The 16,873-nt window shown below is 47.1% G+C and carries 14 protein-coding genes; 11 read left to right on the top strand and 3 right to left on the bottom strand.

Annotated elements, in window-relative coordinates; all coding sequences use genetic code 11:
* Nucleotides 1-222: 222 nt before the first annotated feature.
* Genes ACFQ3W_RS11815 through ACFQ3W_RS11805 form a run of 3 tightly spaced genes read left to right on the top strand, consistent with a single transcriptional unit; the run spans nucleotide 223 to nucleotide 3,111 of the window.
* Nucleotides 223-1,038, top strand: a complete 816-nt coding sequence (locus ACFQ3W_RS11815; protein WP_379319435.1) for a CheR family methyltransferase — start codon at nucleotides 223-225, stop codon at nucleotides 1,036-1,038.
* Between the two features lie 24 nt (nucleotides 1,039-1,062).
* Nucleotides 1,063-2,097: a protein-glutamate methylesterase/protein-glutamine glutaminase gene (locus ACFQ3W_RS11810; RefSeq protein WP_379319434.1), complete on the top strand. Its 1,035-nt coding sequence runs from the start codon at nucleotides 1,063-1,065 to the stop codon at nucleotides 2,095-2,097.
* 57 nt (nucleotides 2,098-2,154) lie between these two features.
* Nucleotides 2,155-3,111 carry a 3'-5' exoribonuclease YhaM family protein gene (locus ACFQ3W_RS11805; protein ID WP_379319433.1) on the top strand — a complete coding sequence of 319 codons (957 nt, stop codon included), beginning with the start codon at nucleotides 2,155-2,157 and terminating at the stop codon, nucleotides 3,109-3,111.
* 299 nt (nucleotides 3,112-3,410) lie between these two features.
* Here the strand turns inward: ACFQ3W_RS11805 and ACFQ3W_RS11800 are convergent, their stop codons facing one another.
* Both ACFQ3W_RS11800 and ACFQ3W_RS11795 read right to left on the bottom strand, forming a co-directional pair.
* Nucleotides 3,411-3,752: a cupin domain-containing protein gene (locus ACFQ3W_RS11800; protein ID WP_379319432.1), complete on the bottom strand. Its 342-nt coding sequence runs from the start codon at nucleotides 3,750-3,752 to the stop codon at nucleotides 3,411-3,413.
* Nucleotides 3,753-3,883: 131 nt separating this feature from the next.
* Complete coding sequence (locus tag ACFQ3W_RS11795) at nucleotides 3,884-5,317, bottom strand: erythromycin esterase family protein (protein WP_379319431.1); 1,434 nt, start codon at nucleotides 5,315-5,317, stop codon at nucleotides 3,884-3,886.
* A gap of 462 nt (nucleotides 5,318-5,779) precedes the next feature.
* Here ACFQ3W_RS11795 and ACFQ3W_RS11790 point away from each other — a divergent pair, with 462 nt between their 5' ends.
* The 6 genes from ACFQ3W_RS11790 (at nucleotide 5,780) to ACFQ3W_RS11765 (ending at nucleotide 12,002) form a co-directional block, all read left to right on the top strand.
* The gene (locus ACFQ3W_RS11790; RefSeq protein ID WP_379319430.1) at nucleotides 5,780-6,460 is read left to right on the top strand and encodes a response regulator transcription factor; all 681 of its coding nucleotides are present in this window, start codon (nucleotides 5,780-5,782) and stop codon (nucleotides 6,458-6,460) included.
* Complete coding sequence (locus ACFQ3W_RS11785; RefSeq protein ID WP_379319429.1) at nucleotides 6,457-8,034, top strand: cache domain-containing protein; 1,578 nt, start codon at nucleotides 6,457-6,459, stop codon at nucleotides 8,032-8,034. Before ACFQ3W_RS11790 ends, ACFQ3W_RS11785 begins: the two co-directional genes overlap by 4 nt.
* Before the next feature lie 223 nt (nucleotides 8,035-8,257).
* Nucleotides 8,258-10,138 carry a methyl-accepting chemotaxis protein gene (locus tag ACFQ3W_RS11780; protein WP_379319428.1) on the top strand — a complete coding sequence of 627 codons (1,881 nt, stop codon included), beginning with the start codon at nucleotides 8,258-8,260 and terminating at the stop codon, nucleotides 10,136-10,138.
* Between the two features lie 43 nt (nucleotides 10,139-10,181).
* A complete protein-coding gene (locus ACFQ3W_RS11775; protein WP_379319427.1) occupies nucleotides 10,182-10,610 on the top strand; it encodes a chemotaxis protein CheW in 429 nt (142 codons plus the stop codon).
* A 55-nt stretch (nucleotides 10,611-10,665) separates the two neighbouring features.
* Nucleotides 10,666-11,040, top strand: coding sequence for a response regulator (locus tag ACFQ3W_RS11770; protein ID WP_379319426.1), 375 nt, complete (start codon nucleotides 10,666-10,668; stop codon nucleotides 11,038-11,040).
* 47 nt (nucleotides 11,041-11,087) lie between these two features.
* Nucleotides 11,088-12,002, top strand: coding sequence for a sensor domain-containing protein (locus ACFQ3W_RS11765; protein ID WP_379319425.1), 915 nt, complete (start codon nucleotides 11,088-11,090; stop codon nucleotides 12,000-12,002).
* A gap of 139 nt (nucleotides 12,003-12,141) precedes the next feature.
* Here ACFQ3W_RS11765 and ACFQ3W_RS11760 read toward each other — a convergent pair whose 3' ends face one another.
* Nucleotides 12,142-13,008, bottom strand: a complete 867-nt coding sequence (locus ACFQ3W_RS11760; protein ID WP_379319424.1) for a LysR family transcriptional regulator — start codon at nucleotides 13,006-13,008, stop codon at nucleotides 12,142-12,144.
* A 142-nt stretch (nucleotides 13,009-13,150) separates the two neighbouring features.
* On the opposite strand from ACFQ3W_RS11760, the gene ACFQ3W_RS11755 reads away from it, so the two are divergent.
* Nucleotides 13,151-14,911: an ABC transporter ATP-binding protein gene (locus tag ACFQ3W_RS11755; protein WP_379319423.1), complete on the top strand. Its 1,761-nt coding sequence runs from the start codon at nucleotides 13,151-13,153 to the stop codon at nucleotides 14,909-14,911.
* Nucleotides 14,908-16,650, top strand: a complete 1,743-nt coding sequence (locus ACFQ3W_RS11750; protein WP_379319422.1) for an ABC transporter ATP-binding protein — start codon at nucleotides 14,908-14,910, stop codon at nucleotides 16,648-16,650. The genes ACFQ3W_RS11755 and ACFQ3W_RS11750 overlap by 4 nt, the downstream gene beginning before the upstream one ends.
* Nucleotides 16,651-16,873 lie beyond the last annotated feature (223 nt).

The following is a 16,873-nucleotide window of genomic DNA, read 5'->3' as shown; positions in this document are numbered from 1 at the left end:
CTGCCCTGCGGTTCGAATAGGATCGGGGCAGTCTTTTTTTGTGATGCATGCTATGAATACGCTCACTTCCTGCTACCGGACCTTCGCGCTAAGATAGATGTAATAACGCCTTAGTTGATTTGTAACGGTGATGGAGGTAATGAGATTGATGGATCTCGACATTATGCATCTGCTGAAGGCCATTGAGGTTAAGCAGGTGGCAGGATTGGAAAGCATGAAGCTATGATCCAAATTACGGAGAAGGAATTCAAACAATTAGCGGAATACATTCAACTGAATTACGGGATTCACTTAAAGCAGGAGAAGCAAGCTCTCGTGATGGGGCGGCTTCACCATGTGCTGGTCAGCAAAAACTTTACTAGCTTTAAAGACTATTACGATTATGTAGTTTCTGACCGTACCGGCGAAGCCGTGATGACACTCGTCGATAAGATTACGACGAATCATACCTTTTTTATGCGAGAGAATGATCACTTTCATTTTTTCAAAGAAAGCATTCTCCCCTACTTGGAGGCTACGGTTAGGGATAAAGATTTACGAATCTGGAGCGCGGGATGCTCTTCTGGAGAGGAACCGTATACGCTGGCGATGCTGATTGACGAGTTTTTTGGGACGAACAAGCTTTTCTGGGATGCCAAGGTCTTGGCCACGGACATTTCTGCCCAAGTTTTGGATAAAGCACAGAAGGGAATGTACAGTCTGGAAGACATTTCGGTGCTCCCGATGAACTGGCGAAATCAATATTTTCAACTACGAGGACAGGGGCAGGCAATCATCAGCGATAAAATAAAGCAGGAAGTCATCTTCCGCAAATTTAATCTGATGGAGCCGACGTTTCCGTTCCGGAGAAAATTTCATGTCATCTTCTGCCGAAATGTTATGATTTATTTTGATAACCCTACCAAGCAGGCTTTGGTCGAGAAATTTTATAAACAATTGGAGCCGGGCGGCTACTTGTTTATCGGTCATTCCGAGTCACTGCCGCGGGAAACGACTCCTTTCAATTATGTGATGCCCGCGGTATATCGGAAGGAGTAAGCAACCTGGAGAAAGGAGGACGCTATGAGCGCCCTCAGAAAATTGCGTATATTGATTGTAGACGATTCCATGATGTATCGGGAGGTCCTGGCAATGGGGCTTTCCTCGGATCCGCACATCGAAGTCGTCGGCAAGGCGGTAGATCCGTTTGACGCTCGCGATAAAATTTTAACCCTTCGTCCCGATGTCATGATTTGCGATGTGGAAATGCCTAAAATGAATGGAATTGAATTTATCCGGCGGCTGCTTCCCCAATATCCGCTGCCGGTGATCGTCGTTAGCACGATTAGTGACACTGTATTTGATGCGATGAATGCGGGAGCGGTCGATTTCGCGTGTAAGCCGGATACCCGTTCCCCCAAAAGCGTGGAGCTGTTCATCCGCGAGCTGATTGACAAGGTCAAAATTGCAGCAGGTACGAAGGTGAGTACAGCCAGGGCGGCTGTCACCTCCGTGGGCAACCCAATCTCTCAGCAGCAGCCGTTTTGCTTAGATCGTGTAATAGCTATCGGAGCTTCGACGGGAGGGACCGAAGCCATATCGCATATTTTAAGTCAGCTCCCCCCGACTTTTCCGGGAATCGTGATCGTGCAGCATATTCCTCCCGTGTTCTCGCGGATGTTTGCCGAGCGCTTAAATCATGGCACCGGATTTGTGGTCAAAGAGGCCACCTCAGGCGACATCGTCGAGCCGGGCAAGGTGCTCATCGCGCCGGGTGATCGGCATATGCGACTGCGGAAGCTGGGAAACGGATTTAAGGTGGAGTGCTTTGAAGGAGACAAGATCAACGGGCATTGCCCCTCGATTGATGTGTTATTCGAGTCGGTTGCCAAGGAATGCGGACCCCGCGCGGTGGGCGTAATCCTCACCGGCATGGGGTATGATGGTGCCAAAGGGTTGTTATCGCTGCACCGCAAGGGCGCCCGCACGCTTGGCCAAGATGAGAAATCGTCTGTCGTGTACGGGATGCCTAAGGTTGCTTACGAGCTTGGGGCTGTGGACAAGCAGGTGTCTTTGGAGCTGCTGCCGCGGGCGTTATGTTCGATGGCGAGAGAGTAGGCAAAGTTCCCCCATCCCGTAGTATAATAAATCTATCATTTGGGGGAGGAAACTACCGTGACCTTAATTAAACAGCTTAAGAATCAGGATGAATTCGTAGGCTTCTACCTGCTCAAGGAGCTTGAAGTAAAGCAGACGAATGCCAATCCGCCTAAGGATTTTTTAGATATCGTATTGGCCGATGCTACCGGGGAAATGCCTGCTAAATTTTGGGATGCTTCGCAGACCGATAAAGAGACGTTCTTTCCCATGGGAGTCGTGAAGGTACGAGGACTCGTGCAGACTTACCGGGAGAAGCTGCAGGTGAAAATCATGCAAATCCGACCGGCTAAAGAGGAAGATGGCATCAAGCTGACGGATTTCATTCGCTCCGCGCCGATTTCACCGAACGATCTCATTCATACCATTCAATCGGTCATCGCTGCCATCAGCGATGATGAAATTCGTTCGATCGTCCGTTTTTGCGTCGGAAAAGTTGAGGAGAAGCTCGAATCTTATCCTGCAGCGAAAACGCACCATCACGCTTATTTTGCCGGGCTTGCCTACCATATGGTGAGAATGCTTGAAATCGGCGATTTTCTGTGCAAGCAGCGCTCGTTTCTAAATTCGGATTTGCTGAAGGCGGGGATCATTTTGCACGATATCGCCAAGCCGGAGGAAATGATCGCCCAGCTCGGCATCGTCTCGGAATACAGTGTGCAGGGAAAACTGCTCGGGCATATCTCCATGGCATCCAACTGGATAACCGAAGCGGCGATTACTTTGGATATTGCTCTTGATTCGCCGAAGGTGCTTGGCCTGCAGCATTTAGTCTTGTCCCACCACAATTTAGGGGAATGGGGCAGCCCGGTACAGCCGCAAATGGCTGAAGCTGTAGCCCTGCATCATATTGATGCGCTTGATGCCAAGCTGCAAATGGTGGAGGATGCTCTGAACACCACACCGGAGACGGAGGAATGGACACCTCTCATCCGTGGACTTGAGAATAAGGGGATTTATCGCTTGCGGTTATAGGGGAAACAGATTGCGGGCCATCCACCACTAAATGTATTTAGTGCAGCTATTTTTGGGCAAAATGTGGATTTTTAGATTTTAGCTGCAAAATGTACATCTAATGTGAATCAATTTGTATTGGCAGGGTTATTTTGTTCCTTTTAGCTGTACTTTTTGCAGTTAAATGCTCAACACTTCCAATATGGCGCCGTTTAACTGTACTAAATGCATTTAGTAAGTCATGGAAACCGCAAGATTTGCGGAGACAGTAAGATATTAAAGAAAGCCCGAGGCTCTGGCCTCGGGCTCTTTTGCAGATGTTAAATATTTTGGGCATACTCAGGACCGGGTACCTTGGTCAATACGACGTACAGGCTGGCCGGTTCGTTTCCCGAGTTGCTGTAGGCAAATTCTTCTTCTCCAGCCAGGTGCAGCACTTCCCCTTGGTCAAACGGCGAGGATTTACCATCGACGATGATCGTTCCGCTTCCCTGCAGAGCGAGCAGGAACACGTCCGTGTTCGGATGCTTATGTGTCGGCAGTTCGTGTCCAGGCATAAAGTTCAGGACAAAGACGACACTTTCCCCTTTCTTGAAAGCGATGCGCTTCGTGAACTTGTCCGGTTGAAAATCCTGCAGCGTGTTTAAGGTTTGCTTTTCCATGGATAACGCCTCCTAGATCAATTTCATTTTGCCTTGACGATGTAATCTATAATCATCGTGCTCTATGGTTTATATCTTAACATCGATGCCAAAACTTATTCTTGATCCAGGTCAAGAAAGCGCAAGAAAATCTATTTTTTCTCGTTTTGCTGCTGCATCATTCCGCCTTCATATTCGGTATTCGGCGCTTTAACCCGGTCTATTAGCAAAATTCCGTCGAATTGCTCGCGAGGAACGAATCGCATGGACATGGGATAAACCTGTTCACCGATCATCCCGTCTTCAGCGGCATACACCTGACTGGACAGCCATTCGCTCCCCGGGGAGTCTTTAGTTGTCGTGAAATCAACGAATGTATTGGCAAAACCGCTGGACATCAAGGTATGCTCCAGACTGCCCTCCGGCATCGGGGAGATGTTGAATAATTTCCCTGTGGAGATTTCGGTGGCTTGTCCTTGGTTCATGTAAAGGCCGAGAACATAGATGTCGTCTTGCAGCTTCTTGTGAAGCAATTCGCCCATGCTGGTAAAGCTCTTGATCCACTTGGTCGTTCCATTTTTATCGGTTTGGGCATTATCAATTTTCGAAGTGTTTTTCGCCAGGTGGTCATTATGAGCCCACAGGATGACTTTCTTGCCCGGATAAACCGTCTTCATCAGCCATTCCAGATTGTTAATCATTGCCTGATCTCGGTAGGAGTAGCTCTCCCGAGTATTTAAGGTGGCCGCCTTGATGAACCGGGTACGATCGGCTAGTGCTTTGTTAATAAATTCAACCAACTGCGGATTGTTCGGGTATTTTTTTGCCAGCTCCTGTTTGTGCTTGTTAACCCATGTGATTAATGCTAGATACTTAGGCTCGTATTTCTTCTGTACCTTTTTGACAGCAGCTAAATATTTCGGATTGTTATCTGCATTCAGCATATATTTATTGAGTTGAGCGTACAACTCGGTGACCGCCTTCAGATCAAACTGGTAGAAATCCTGACCGCGTTTTTGGTCAACGGTGCCGATCCAATTGGCAATATACGCAGTTAAGTAGACCGAGGTAAACTGCATATCATATCCTGCCAGATACAAGGGGTGATCCGTTGTGCTCTGTTCCTTGATGTACTTGAATAGCTCCAAATTGTCTTTCGAGAACCAAATCGGGAAAATCGATTGCTCCATCATTTGGGCTGGTGTCAGATTCTTTCTGTTCTCATAAGCAAAGGCAGCGTCTCCCATACCGGATTCAAAGGCGATGACGTCATAACCCAGCTCCTCATGCAGGTACTTAATCAGTCTGGTTTTTACTTCCCCGTATTCAGCTACCCGGTGAAAGTTTTCGCCGAGGCTGACGACCTTTTTATTTTGAAGAATGGGCTTCAGAAAAGCGAGATCGGAAAAATCGTCCGAGTTCAGCGACTTGATTTCGTGAGCATTCTGCTTTACCCATTGTTCTTTGGTCACGGGAGCAGTGGATACCGATGCCGGTGCCGGTGCCGCCGAAGCCGTTCCAACGAGCAGCGTGGCCGCCATAACAACAGAGGCAATTTTGCCGAAAAGATGGTTTTTCACTAACATGTTCTTCTTCCTCCTGGTAATCATTGTTTTTCGGATATAGCATACCAGGTATTTTTAAGGAATTTATAAGGATTCGAAATTGTTAGCTAAAACTTTCAATAAACCGAGCGGCTTATAACAGTCAGTTTACGCTTTTGCAGGAATAGGCGGAGACAGCGATTCTTCCAATACAAATAGTTCAATAGGCTAATAGACGAATTTGGATTAGCTGTGTAAAATAAATTTCTATGCACAATGTGCTTACAGAAGCAGAATTTTATTGAGAATTGTTGTTAATAGGTAATAAGTCGAATATAATGATAGTGATAATTGTTTTATTTTCAGGTATTTTGTCGAATAAGGTCGCATGAAGTCATTTTGGATAGGTTTAATATTTTTACAGTCCTCCGTTTTCGGTAGGGCTTTTTATGGTTTTAGACACTTGGGTGAAAGTGAAAGTACCATCATTACAGGAGTTGAAAAATGGCGATTCGTATATTGATTGTAGACGATCATGAGATTCTCCGAAGCGGTCTTACCTTATTGATTGACGGGAACCCTGAGATGGAGGTCATCGGTACGGCGGAGAATGGATTAGAGGCGGTAAATCTGTCGCTTCAATTAAAGCCCGATATTGTCCTTATGGATGTCAGCATGCCGGTAATGGACGGTCTCGAGGCGACTAAAAAGATTAAAAAAGCGCTTCCCAATACCGAGGTGCTGATTTTGACCATGTTGGACGAATCGGAACATTTGGAAGAGATTCTGACTACTGGCGCTTCCGGGTATTTGATCAAAACCTATGGTGAGAAAGAGCTTTTTGCAGCAATTCATTCCGTTTATTCCCACTTACCTTATCTATATCCTCATGCTATGAAACATTTAATGAAAAAAAAGCTGGATTTCCAATCTAAAACTGTTAAAACGCCGCCTAAGCAAATTTCCCGGACAAGCCCCCTGACTGAACGGGAACATGAAGTTTTACTATACGTTTGTCAAGGCTTCTATAATAAAGAAATCGCGGAGAAGCTAAGCATTTCTGTAAAGACGGTAGAGGCTCACAAGAGCAGAATTATGACAAAACTACAACTATTCACCAGGCACGAATTGGTGAAGTATGCAGAGAACATAGGCCTTTTGTCCAGAAAGAGTGAGGACGAGTGAGATGTTCTGTACTCAAGCCGATCAAAAAGTTGAATATTACTGCACAGTTTCTTATCATTACTTTGCTTATCTTAACCATTGCGATGCTGGCTATCTATTCAATTTCTTATGAGATCGCGAAACGCCAGGTGCTAAATTTTGGAGAGGAGATGCTGGAGCATAAGCTGAAGGAAACCATCGGCTTCCTTGATGCAATGAATCAAAGAGTCGAAGCCGGAGATATGAAACTTGAAGAGGCCCAGGAAATGGTGAAAGTCTACCTGCTTGGCCCCAAAAATCCTGACGGCTCGCGAGACCTCGCCAAATCGAAAATGTCCAGCAGTGAATACATGTACGTGTGGGCCATTCGTCCAGATGGAACGATGGAGATGCACCCATCTAATTATGAGGGCCGAAATTTGTGGAATATGAACATTGAAGGAAAATATATTGTCAGAGACACATGGACCAATCCGGCAAAGTGGGGGCATGTGTTTCGTGAAAATTTTGAGAGACCTGGGGAGCCGGCATATACTTCCATAGCTTATGAGGAGTACTATGCGCCTTGGGATTGGATTGTCGGAGCCGGCGGCAGGGAAGGGATGATCTACAAGCAAAGACTTGATTCCATGAAATCTACCTTTTTATGGGTAATGGGAGGGTTGTTTCTTGCGGCCTTCACGCTCATTGTTCTGTTCTGCCGAAGATTGATTTATAAGCTGGATAAAATCAGCAGTGCTCTAAATGAAGTGAGTCGCGGCAATTTAAAGCAAAATATCCATTTCAGACTGCAGGACGAGTTTAGCGTATTGGCGGACAGCTTTAACCAGATGGTAGATCAACTTAAAAACAGAATGGAACACGATGGATCACAGCCTTCGATCAATATAAAATCCAAGCAATATCTTCGCCAGCTCTCAGAGAGCGAATCGCGATTGATCAAGCTGACCAACTATAAAGTACTGCACGCGCAGGAAGAGGAGAGAAAAAGAATTTCCAGGGATTTACATGATGGAATTGGACAAGTGCTCTATAGTGTCATTGTGGCGTTAAGGTTAGTGAACAGAGACCAGGAGTTCAGTGATACGAAAATGCAGAAGTATTTGATGAACGTGGAAGCATCAACAACTCAGGCCATTTATGAACTGAAGACGATTATAAATGAATTGAGACCGACCGCTTTGGAAAAGTATGGCTTGATTCCCGCCATCAAAACTTACATATCCACCTTTGAAACCAAATGGCGCATGGCTGTACATTTTGATGAAAATACAAACCGCAGACGTTATCCTCCGGAGATTGAAACCGCCGTCTATCGGGTTTTTCAGGAGGCACTGCTTAATGCCGGGAAATACTCTAAGAGCGATGAAATCATTATTGTGTTGCGCGAGCGCGAGCAGGCGCTGGAAATAATCATTCAGGACTTTGGAGTCGGATTCAATATTTCTGAGAAATCATTGGGCGTGAACGGATTAGGCTTCGGCTTGTACGGCATGAAGGAGCGGGTAATTCTCCTGAATGGCACTTTTAATATTGACTCAGAGCTCGGTTTGGGGACAAAAATCGACATAATCATCCCTATTTCTGAAGAATGACCCCGAGACCTGCCCTCTCGTTAAAACGTCCTGCAATAATCATGCTTTTTCGTAGAATGATAAGACTATTTTCCTAGGGATATTCCCCTAAATACAAACCTTCTAATAAGCCGAGTAAAGGATTTCCCCGATTGATAATAAATAAGTGAGACGAGATAATCGCAAATATAATTGCGATTTTTTCTTTGCTAATTTATTTCATACATAAATGGAGGTATTTGTTATGGGGAAATTATTCAAGAGCATTCGTACAAAAATTACAATTTGGTTTTTAGTCGTTTCTCTTGTTCCGCTCATCGCTTCTTCAGTTTTCAGTTATAGTTTGAGCTCCCAAAAATTGATCGAAAATGAAAAAGAGTCAATGCAAAGCTTGGTCAGCAGTAAGGCACAGGGCATGAATGAGTGGTTGGATCGTCGGATGGCCGAGATTCAGCTTGCGTCCGTCACTGAAATTTTGCAATCTGCAAGCCCTGCTCGTATTACCCCTTACTTGATACAGATTCAGAAGCAATCCAGTGTTTATGAAGATATCGGCTTCGCAAAGCCAAGTGGAATCGTTACGGCATCTTCGGATGAAGGTTCTACAGGAATTAATCTTGGCGAGCGCTTATATTTTCAGAAAGGGATGAAAGGGGAGGCTTCCGTCTCCGAAGTGCTGACCTCCTTAACCACCGGGAAGCGGATTATCGTTATGGCCTCTCCCGTAAAAGCGGGGAATGGCAAAGTCATTGGTCTACTCTATGCCTCGGTGAATTTTGAAGCGCTGGTGGACGCATTTTTGACAAATAAACAAGCGGACCAAAATCAATCGACAGATACGGAAGTAGTCCTCGTGGACGAGAACCATTTGCTGCAGGCCGTGCCGGATCAATCACTTATCGGAAAATCGGTGAATGAAGCAAATTTTGATACCACGTTGACAGAGCTGCTTCAAAAAGGAAGTAAGGAGTCCGGCACAGGTACTTACTCGCAAAAAGGTAAAGAGTATCTGCTGGCCTACTCGCCGATTCCGAAAACGGGTTACGGCCTATATTTCAGTGTCCCGATGACTGCTGTCCTGGAAAGCGCAAAATCGGTCCAAACGGGTTCGATCATCGTGATGGGGATTGCAGCGATTCTCATTTTGTTTCTCTCCCTGTACATAAGCGGGACGATTTCCAAGCCGATTATGGGAGTGACTGAGGAACTGAAGCGAGTGGCTAAAGGGGATTTGTCCGAATTCGATGTGAAGATCAAGAGAAAAGATGAGATTGGTGCTCTCTGGTTTAATCTGCAAAAAATGACGAGCGATTTGCGGGAACTGATGCATAAAATTTTCGCAGCCTCCCAGCAAGTAGCGGCGGCCGCACAGCAAATTTCAGCGAGTACTGAGGAAATTGCCAGCGGCAGCACGGATCAGGCTCATTCTGCACAAACGATAAATCATCTGGTCAAAGAACTCTCGCTTGCTATTGAGTCGGTTGCGGAAGATGCGGAAGAAGCCTCGGAGTTGAGCAACCGGACAGAGCAAATTGCTCAGGACGGCGGAAAAGTAGTGTCCGACTCGATTGAAGGGATGACTACCGTAAATGATCAAATGGCACAGCTTGAAATGGACTCCAATCAAATTGGAGACATTATCGAGGTGATTGACGATATCGCAGAGCAAACGAATTTGCTGGCGTTGAACGCAGCGATCGAAGCTGCCAGAGCGGGCGATCAGGGACGCGGTTTTGCGGTTGTAGCCGATGAGGTTAGAAAACTGGCCGAGCGTAGCGGCGAAGCTACCAAACAAATTACGGCGATTATCAAAGGGATGCAGAACAATACGGGACTTAGCGTAAAATCGGTGTCCGAAGCGGTAGAGAAAACGTCCAGAATCCGGGAAGCGTTTGATAATATCGTTCAAATGGTCAATCTTTCGGCGCAAAAGGTCAATGAGATTGCTGCCGCCAGTGAAGAACAGTCCGCTCAATCCAAAGAGGTATTGCTCAGCATTGAGTCGATTTCGGCTGCCAGCGAAGAAGCGGCTGCGGCGTCGGAGCAAACGGCTTCTACGACACAATCTTTGGCCAAAATCGCCGAAGATCTGCATGAATCCGTTTCTTTCTTTAAATTGAACTAGTACTGAAGGATACCCATGAGGCTGTTGAAGGAAGGTGATTTACTTGGTTTCCGGTCGAGAACAGTATATTCAATTTGATTTGGGGCAGGAGAAGTATGCCATTCATATTTCGGAAGTCCTTGAAATTATCAAGATGCCAGAGATCAGCAGCATACCGAATGCGGGGGTCTTTGTCAAAGGGGTCATCAGCTTGAGAGAGGCCGTTGTTCCGGTCATTAGCTTAAGCAGAGTTCTCGGGATGGAAGAGAGCTCATATACCAAGCTTACGAGAATTGTCATCGTTCCCTATAAAGAGGAAAACATAGGTGTGATCGTGGACCGGGTAGATAAGGTGACAACCTTTTCCGATATTCAACCCTTCCCGAATCATGCAAGAGGCGGATATGGCGTCAATCTATATGCGCTTGGCCTCCTCGATGATACGATTGTAGGAATTTTGAAGCTGAATCATATTCTAGACATAGTAAGATGAGAAAACTCAAGGAAGCAACCGTGATTATTTAGCGATAGGGAAAGGCGGTTAGAACGTGGCGAAGATATTAATTGTAGACGATGCGGCTTTTATGCGTACGGTGTTAAAAGATATTCTTACCAAAGGCGGTCATGAAGTGATCGGAGAAGCTGTGAACGGGAAACAAGCCATCGAGCAATATGACCGTTTAGTACCTGACCTCGTTACAATGGATATAACCATGCCTGAAATGGACGGCATTGAAGCGTTGAAACGGATCAAAAATCGGGACCCCAAAGCTAAGATCGTGATGTGTTCTGTGTTAGGACAGCAGGGTATGGTCATTGAGGCGATTCAGGCTGGCGCTATGGACTTTGTCGATAAACCGTATCAAGCTGAACGGGTGCTTCATTCTGTTAAAAAAGTGATCGGGAAAGCCGCAGCAACTTGATAAAAAATATACGAGCAGGCAGCAAGGAGAGTCAGATGATGAGCCCTATGTTAGAAAATGTAGATAGGATTGGATGCGATGAGCCATTCAGGCAAATCGTCGAGAATTCGCTGGATACGATCAAAGTACTGGATTTGCAGGGAAAGATCAGATATGCTTCCCCGTCGCATCGCGGGGTTTATGGTCGTGAAGCCAGAGAATACATGGGAGAAAGCGCTTTTGATTCCGTGTTCCCCGAGGATTTATCCAAGCTTGTGTATGCTCTTGAAGTGGTCATGCAAAGGAATAAGCCCGTGACGGTACAACTCAGAAAACAGCATCAACGCGGACATTGGATTTGGGTGGAGGCTTCCTGTTCTCCGATCATGGATGAGAATGCATCGATCCAAGGCATCGTTCTTATCAGCCGGGATATCAGTGAGAGGAAAGAATATGAGAAGAAGCTGCAATATATGGCGTTCCACGATTATTTGACCGGACTGTACAATCGTCGAAAGTTTATGCAGCTTTGTGAAAGTGCCTTGGAGCTTGCGTCTGGAAGGAACATTAGGCTGGCGATTCTTATTTTGGATTTGAACCAGTTTAAATGGATCAATGATCATTTGGGCCATGATATGGGGGATGTAGTGCTTCAGGAGTTTTCCAAACGGCTCCTGCAATGCAAAAGAGACCATGATTTCATCGGCAGACTGAGCGGGGATGAATTTGCGATTCTCATGAATCAGGTGGAGAGCGAGGCCGACATCATTCAGTTGATCGAACATATTATGGCAGCGCTTGAGCTCCCGTTTGAGCTGGCAAAAGGGGCGCACCAAGTGACAGCCAGCATCGGTGCTTCGATGTATCCTGACCACAGCGAGTCGTTATCCATGCTCATCAAACGTGCGGACCTGGCTCTGTACAAAGTAAAAGGTGAAGGAAAAAGCGGGTACAACGGGTACTGTATTTATCAAAACAGTTAGTCGCTTTCCCTGTACCCGACCCCAGTACATTATAGTTGCTGGAGCTGGGGGTTTTATTCGGGCATCCTCAGCTTCCATCGCACCGAGTCGTAATCCAAAATAAGCTGAAGAGCGGCAACTACCATCCGCAACCTAACTGTTAGCTGAAACTTTCAATAAACCGAGCGGCTAGAGAGGACATATATTTGTCCTTCTTCCATATAGCTGCAATCCGGGTCCGCAAGTCGTCGCAGTTTATCTCTTTGACAACGAGATTGGAGCAATCAGCCAAGGCTACGGCGGACCTTGGAACGATACCGATGCCGAGGCCAGTGCCGGCCCATAGCAGGGTTGTGCGAGCATCATCATTTTTGCAAAAAACAATCGGCTCAAACCCTTGATTCATACAAGTTTCTTGAATCAGCTGCTCGAACCGCCGGTAAATGATCAGCGGCTTATCCCGGAGTTCAGAGAGCTCAATGCGACTACTTGCTGCGGCCCAGTCATTTTCATGAGTCATCACCGCCACCATCGACTCCCAATCCGCATATCGGCAGCCAATGTTTGCTCCGGCATGGAACGGTGTGCGAACGACTCCAACCTCTACAATTCCTGCAGTAAGCAGGTCGATAATATGAAAGGTGTTTCCTTCATGGATTTCGCACCTCACGCCCGGATGGTCTCGGAAAAATTCGATCAGCCGCTCTTTCATCAGCGTTGCCCCAGACGAGGATACCGTTCCAATCGAAAGTGTTCCTTGCCAGCCCTTGACGAAATCGGCGATCTCCTTCACGGTAGACTCCGTCAGCTCCACGATTTGTTCCGCACGGTTTTTGAGGATTTCACCGGCCGAGGTGAGGTGTACGCTTCGCGGACCGCGCTCCACAAGCTTCACCCCTAGTTCCTCCTCCAGCTGTTTTAGCTGCTGACTCAGTGGGGGCTGAGCCATTTGCAGCTTTTTCGCAGCCGAAGTGATTTGCCCCTCTTCAGCGATCATTAAAAAGTATTTAAGCTGCCGGATATCCATAAGTCATTACCACCTTTTAGATATATGTAAAAAATATAAATAACATATAAAAAATATATTATTTATATGGTTTTGCGTATGTCATAATCATAATCGTTAGTAGAATATTGTCAATGACACGAGAATGATAGGGATGGTTGGATTGTACAAACTCACAGCATATTTAAAGCCTTTTCGCAAGGAATGTATTTTAGGCCCCATCTTCAAGCTGCTTGAGGCGATTTTGGAGCTTCTGCTGCCTACGATGCTGGCGCTCATGATCAATCACGGGGTCGCGAAGCATGACACCTCTTATGTCATTTGGATCGGGCTGCTTATGGTTCTCATGTCCATTCTGGGATATGGAAGCTCGCTGATCTGCCAGTATTATGCTGCCTTAGCCTCTCAAGGCTTTGGGACGCTCCTGCGCAACAAGCTGTATAAGCATATATCCGGCTTTTCCTATGCTGAGCTGGACCACTTCGGCACCTCCTCATTAATCAACCGAATTACGAGCGATGTCAATCAGCTTCAGCTCGCCGTAGCGATGCTGATTCGGCTAGTCATTCGCGCTCCATTTATTTGTATCGGTGCTTTAATTATGTCGATGATTCTGGATTTTAGGCTGTCTTTAGTGTTGATGGCTGCGACTCCGATCCTTGGTTTGATCCTGTACTTCATTATTTCAAGATCCGCGCCGATGTACCGTGCCTATCAGCAAAAGCTGGACCGGATAGCTCAGCTCGTCAGTGAAAATCTGACCGGTGTGCGGGTCATCCGCGCCTTTGCCAAACGTAAGGGAGAAAAAGAACGGTTTGCCAAGGCTTCCGAGGATTTAGCCACTACGGCGATTCGCGTTGGCCGAATCTCGTCGCTGCTCAGCCCGCTTACATTCTTGGTGCTCAACGGAGCGATTATCGCCATCCTTTGGTTCGGCGGCATACATATCGATGAAGGCAGGCTCTCGCAGGGCGAACTCATCGCCTTCATTAACTACATCACGCAAATTTTGCTGGCGTTGATCGTCGTTTCGAACCTCATCATTTTGTTTACAAAAGCCTCCTCCTGCGCTGGTCGGGTTAATGAAGTTCTGGAAGCTACGTCATCCATTGTTGACCCGGTTCCGGCAGCCATCAGGGACGCAAACGAGGAAAAGGATCAGGCAGCAGAGCAAACTGTTCCGGTGATTCGCTTTAGTCATGTGTCCTTTGGCTACAATACGACAGGGGACACGGTGCTTGAAGACATCAATGTCGAAATCAAGCGAGGCGAAACGGTAGGCATCATTGGCAGTACAGGGTCGGGAAAATCGACGTTCGTCCAGTTGCTTCCGCGGTTTTACGATGTTACGACCGGAGAAGTGCTCATTAACGGCATCAATGTAAAAAATTACACATTACGCAAGCTGCGGCGCAAGATCGGTATTGTTCCGCAGAAGGCGATCCTGTTTAGCGGGACGATTACCGAAAACATCCGTTTCGGCAACGAGGAAGCTTCGGATGAAGAGGTACGGCTGGCAGCCAAAATCGCACAAGCCGATGAGTTCATAGCCGGGCTGCCGGATGGTTATAACACTTCGGTAGCCAGAGGAGGGGCTAATCTGTCAGGCGGTCAGAAGCAGCGGTTAACGATCGCTCGTGCGCTCATCACAAATCCGGATATTCTGATCCTCGATGACTCGGCAAGCGCGCTTGATTTTATAACGGATGCGGCGCTGCGCCGGTCAATTGCGGAGCATAGCAGAGATATGACGGTTTTGCTCATTTCCCAGCGGGTCAGTACGATTCGCCAGGCAGATCAGATTATCGTGCTGGAAAACGGAAAAATCGCCGGTGTCGGCAAGCATGATGATTTATTGGGCAGCTGCGAGGTTTACCAGGAAATTTATATCTCACAAACGACATCCGAGGTGAAGAGCTCATGAGCCGCAAAAATACATGGAATCGTCTATTGCGCTATACCGGACAGTATCGGCTGGTATCTTGGGGAGCGCTGCTGAGCGCTGCTCTTAGCGTAGGAGCGAGCCTTATCGGACCGCTGCTGATCGGCAAGGCGATCGATCTGATGGTTGGTCCCGTAAAAGTGGATTTTAAGAGCATTTTGGGATTGCTTGGGATTATGATCATCATCTATGCAGCGGGAAGCTTGTTCAACTGGCTACTGATCATATTGACGAACAAGATGGCGTATCAATCGGTTAACGATATGAGGCAGGATCTTTTTGAAAAACTAAACAAGCTTCCTCTGAGCTTCCATGACAATCATCCGCACGGAGACAGCATCAGCCGCTTCGTGAACGATATGGATGCGGTATCGGACGGGCTTCTGCAGGGCTTCTCCACGCTGCTCACCGGGATTCTTACCTTGATCGGGGCGATTGCGTTAATGACCTATACGAGTCCGTTGCTTACGCTGGTCGTCCTTTTGCTGACTCCCGCCGCTTATATGACGGCCCGGTTCATCACCGTGAAAAGCCAGAAGCTGTTCAGGGAACAGGCAAAGGTGCTGGGCAACCTAAACGGATATGTAGAGGAAATGATCGGCGGCCAGAAGGTAGTCCAGGCGCTGCAATTTGAGGACCGCTCTTATGAAAAGTTTACAGAGGAAAACGATCGACTTTACCATGCAGGGGTAAAAGCGCAGTTTTTTGGCTCGCTCGCAAACCCAAGCACGCGTTTGGTGAACAATCTGATCTTCTCGATCATCGCCATTATCGGGTGCGTTGCGATCATTCGCGGTCACGTCACCATAGGCGGGTTGTCGGCATTTGTGATTTACACAAATCAGTTTGCGAAACCATTTAACGAGATCACCGGGGTACTTACACAGTTGCAAGCAGCTGTTGTGTCAGCCCAGCGTATTTTTGACATACTGGATTTGTCTCCGGAAAGCCCGGATGCGGTGAAATCAATAGAGCGGCAGCAGTGCAAGGGGAGTATCGTTTTTGATCAGGTGAGCTTCTCTTACAATCCTGGAAAGCCGTTAATTTCGAATTTCAGCCTTCAGGTGAATTCCGGTATGCGGGTCGCCATCGTCGGCCATACCGGAGCGGGCAAAACAACGCTGGTGAACCTGCTGATGCGTTTTTATGATGTAGACAGCGGTTCGATCAAGATCGACGGGACGGATATCAACGACATTTCCCGGGATAGCTTACGCCGCTGCTTCGGTATGGTGCTCCAGGATACTTGGTTGTTTGCAGGTACGATCCGGGACAATATCGCTTACGGCAAGCCGGAAGCAACGGAGGATGAAATCATCGCAGCTGCAAAAGCCGCCGATGCGCACAGCTTCATCAAACGTCTGCCAAACGGGTACGATACGCTCATTTCTGCATCCGGAGATAACCTTTCCCAAGGACAAAAGCAGCTTTTGACGATCGCCCGCGTGATGCTGGTAGACCCGCCGATGCTGATTTTGGACGAAGCGACCAGCAGCATTGATACCCGGACGGAAATACGCATTCAGAAGGCATTTCAGCGCATGATTCAAGGAAGAACGAGCTTCGTGATTGCCCATCGGCTTTCAACGGTGCGGGAGGCGGACCTTATTTTGTACATGATGAACGGAAACATCGTGGAAAGCGGTACGCATGAGCAGCTTCTGCGCTCCGGAGGACACTACGCGCAGCTTTATAACAGTCAATTTTCGCTTTCACAGTGACGCTTTGGTTTATGTAAGCTGCTTGGTTTTGACAGACATGAATCATATTGCTGGAGGATCATCAAGGATAAATTTATAGAGCTATTAAAGTTTGCTTTTTTAGGCCTGCTGCAAGGAAAGGTTACCGCTATGACGACGTTGCTGCCTTTGATGATGTCATTAACAAAGCGGGGGGAAATTCGGACAAGGCGCTGATTATAACAGCGATTACGATTACGCCGCC

It is taken from the genome of Paenibacillus puldeungensis (assembly GCF_042678945.1).
In the GTDB taxonomy this organism is placed as follows: Bacteria; Bacillota; Bacilli; order Paenibacillales; family Paenibacillaceae; genus Fontibacillus; species Fontibacillus puldeungensis.
Note: the sequence above shows the minus strand (reverse complement) of the source record. Positions and strands in the feature narration are given on the sequence as shown.